We start from the raw sequence: 3,397 nt of genomic DNA, 5'->3' as shown, positions 1-3,397 counted from the left end.
AGGAGCAGATTGTAGGCGGCCTTCCACAGCGTGGGCGCCTGCGTGATCATAATCGTGTCGTCCACATCGGAGATGATGCCCACCTGGACGGTGGAGGGTATGGTGAACAGCGGCGCGGTGACGTCGCGACGGCGCCTCACGCTGTACGACACCTGGTGCTTTCCGGGCTGCAGATGATGCTCGGCCACCAGGTCGAGGTACCCGGCATCGTCGCTGATCGCGAAGCTGCTCGGCCGGTCCTTCGACGGATCCACCTCGTCATACACTTCGGAAACGCCCACCTGCACGGTTTCCAGCGGCCGCTCGTCCACACGGATGCGCACCTGGGTATGGGGAGCCGGCACGGCGAGCATGCCACGGATGCCGCGCATCAGCACACCGGCCTCACGCCGCTCCGGTGCGAGAACGGTACGGCAGATCAACCGGGAATAGCCCTCGGTGCCGTAGCCGACATAGGGTTCCACGCGCGGATACCATCCCAACCGCCTGGTGAACATCGACGACAGCAGGGCCCACAGGCCGAACCCGCGGGTGACGAGACGGCGACCTACGCGCACAAGAGCCGTCTGGTTCTCGATCCGCTCGCGCCAGGAGGCGGCATCGAAAATCGTGGTGGTTCTCCGCGCGCGAATCGGCTTCCTGGTGTCATGCCCAGTGTTTTTTCTGCCGCTCATATGATCCACGCCCATTTACGTCCGCGTAAGCCCTATTTGATCAACTTCGCGTAGGCCGCAGCATCCAGCAGGGCCGGCTCGTCGTCTTCCAATTCGATTTTCACCAGCCAGCCTTCGCCGTACGGATCGCTGTTGATCACGCCCGGGTCATCGGAAACTGCCGGATTGACATAACGGACGACGCCGGCCACCGGGGCGATCACCGGGGCGACGGCCTTGGCGGATTCCAACTCCATGAACTCGTCGCCGGCCTCGATCCTCGTACCGGGCTCCGGAAGATCCACGAACACCAGATCGCCGAGTTCGTTCACGGCGTATTCGGTGACGCCCACCACGGCGAGTCCTTCCGACTGGTCCACCCACACGTGGTCTTCGGAATAGCTCAGGTGTTCGGGCACGTCAAGGTTCAGCGGCTTGTTGTCCTCATCGCTCATAGTGCCACCATAACACTTGCGCCTGCCCATCCGGAAACTCACGGAAAACTCCCGCCCCCCCTACGAACGCGTTCCCGGAGGGGCGCTTACGGACGGGCGGGCATGCTGGCACGCACGCCCGCCTGCACGCCGGCCTGCACGCACGCTAACGAACGGCTCCGTCGGGCGTGGTGCCCACCACCTCCACCATCGCGCCGATGGGCAGGAAGTCGTAGATCCATTTGGCGTCGGCGACGTTCATATTGGTGCAGCCGTGCGACTTGGGCGTGCCGGAGGCGATGCCGGCGGCGTTCCAGGGAGCTCCGTGCAGTGCCTCGCCACCGTTGTAGAACGTGGACCACTGCACATTCGGGGTTTCGTAGCAATCGCCGTCAACACAGGCTTTCATCGTTTTCACGTCGTACTTCGACTGCACGAAGAAGGTGCCATTGTCGGTTTTGCGCCCGGGGGTGTTCAGTCCGGTCGACACGTTGAAGGTGTTCACCAAGGTCGTGCCTTTGTAGGCGTAGACCTTCTGCTCGCTGAGATTGATGACCACATGCGGATCACCGTTGGGGCTGTCGTAGTCGACCGTGCGGGATTCGGTTTCGAACTTGGCGACATCGACTTTCGCGCTGGTCGTGACATCGGTGCCATCCTTGAGCGCGGCGGCCACCTGAGAGGCGGCCTCGTCGGTGCCGGTGACCGTGATGCCGTCCTTGCCTTCGCGCACCACGCTCATCTTCTGGCCGGCCTTGTTGGTGACGATGGATTCCTTCACCATCTCCTGCTTCAGCGCATCGGGCAGCACGGACGCGAGATAGCTGGACACCGCGTCGTCGTCGTATGTCAGCGTGATGGTGCCCGCATCCGGATCCGACTCGAAGCCGATCCATTTGGCGATTTCCTCGACGGGCACCGTGAACGTCTTCTTCTGGCTGTTGGTGATCACGTACTTGGCGTTCAGGCGCTGGTTGGCCTGGTCCGCGGCCTGCCGGGCCGTCTGCGCGGTGATCGGCATGGACACCGACAGGTAGTCCACGTTCGCGCGCCGCGTGCCGCCGGGTTCGGCCGCGAGCGCGGCGATCGCGTCCTCAACCGGCTTGTCGTCGGGGGTTTGGCCTTCACGCCCGTCGACAACGGTGTAAGTCTTCGCCTGGGCGTCGTAGCGCACCGAGGCGGGAACCGCGCGCTGCGACTCGTCGACCAGCTGCGAGGTCAGGTAGTTGGCGAGCGTCTGCTTGTCGGTGGTGACGGTCAGCGGCACGTCCTGCTTGGCCCAGGGGTTGAGACGCGTGAGGCTCGCGACGAGGCCGCCGCCTGACTTGGCGCCGATCAGGGCGTTCACCGTGGCGTCCACGTCGGCGTCAGCGCCCAGATCCTTGAGGGAGGCGGTTACCGACTTGCCGTCGGTGCCGACGATGGCGACCTTGGAGTCGGCGATTTTGGATTCGACCACCGTCCTGGCCTGACCAGCGTTCCGGCCGGTGAAGCTCACGCCGCCGAAGCTCACGCCCGGGGCCACTCGATCACTGAAATACGCGCGGGCGCCGAAGAATCCGCCGACAGCGACGACGAGCAGGACGGCGAAGATGCACAGCGCGACGATCAGACCGGTTGGGCGCTTGTTGACGGAGGCAGTGGTCTCGCCGCCGGCGACGGCCGGCGAGGGGCTTTCCCGAAAATCCTGAAAGTCCTGGAAATCCGCGAAGCTGGCGACATCGAGGTCGCCGTCTCCACTTGCGGCATGCTGAGCGGCATATCGAGCGCCATGCGCAGTCGGCTCCACGGGCGGCTGCGCATTCACCTGAAAATCAAAACGCTGCGTACGCTCGGCGTCAAAGCCCTTGCCCGCTGTATCAGTCACGACTTATCCCCGCTTACTGTTATCTGGATGCGAAACCGCATGAACTGCTCACCAACTATACCTGCTGCGCCTACAGTTGACGGCCCAGCCACTCCTCGATCATGTACCGCGCGATCGTCGCCTTGCCCGGCGCCTGCATCTCCCCGGCCAGCAACGCATTGGTATATTCGTCGCGCGTCATCCATCGCGCGTCGGTTGTTTCGGCATTGTCCACATGGATCTCGTCGGTGACCGCATGGCCTTTGAACGCCACCATCAGCGAGGCGGGGAACGGCCAGGGCTGCGAGCCGAGGTAGCGCAGCTCGCCAAGCGTGACGCCGGTCTCCTCCAGGGCCTCACGGCGCGCGGCGTGCTCCAGGTTCTCGCCGGCTTCCACGAACCCGGCGGACACGGAATACAGGTTGCCTTGCCACGCAGCGTTATGCTGCAGCATCAGACGGTCA

General features: G+C 64.0%; 3 protein-coding genes and 1 pseudogene. All 4 read right to left on the bottom strand.

Annotated features, from left to right (window positions below; genetic code table 11):
* Positions 1–689, bottom strand: a pseudogene (locus tag B2994_RS01505) (ABC transporter ATP-binding protein); the annotation flags it as partial.
* A gap of 17 nt (positions 690–706) precedes the next feature.
* Complete coding sequence (gene gcvH / locus B2994_RS01500; protein ID WP_291526639.1) at positions 707–1,108, bottom strand: glycine cleavage system protein GcvH; 402 nt, start codon at positions 1,106–1,108, stop codon at positions 707–709.
* A 145-nt stretch (positions 1,109–1,253) separates the two neighbouring features.
* Positions 1,254–2,954 (bottom strand): L,D-transpeptidase family protein, encoded by a 1,701-nt coding sequence (locus B2994_RS01495; protein WP_291526638.1) that lies wholly within the window; start codon positions 2,952–2,954, stop codon positions 1,254–1,256.
* 70 nt (positions 2,955–3,024) lie between these two features.
* Positions 3,025–3,397: NAD(+) diphosphatase (locus B2994_RS01490; protein ID WP_291526637.1), on the bottom strand; the 373-nt coding region annotated here is incomplete at its 5' end.

Origin of the sequence: Bifidobacterium sp. UBA744 (genome assembly GCA_002298605.1) — a bacterium.
Classification (GTDB): Bacteria; Actinomycetota; Actinomycetes; order Actinomycetales; family Bifidobacteriaceae; genus Bifidobacterium.
Note: the sequence above shows the minus strand (reverse complement) of the source record. Positions and strands in the feature narration are given on the sequence as shown.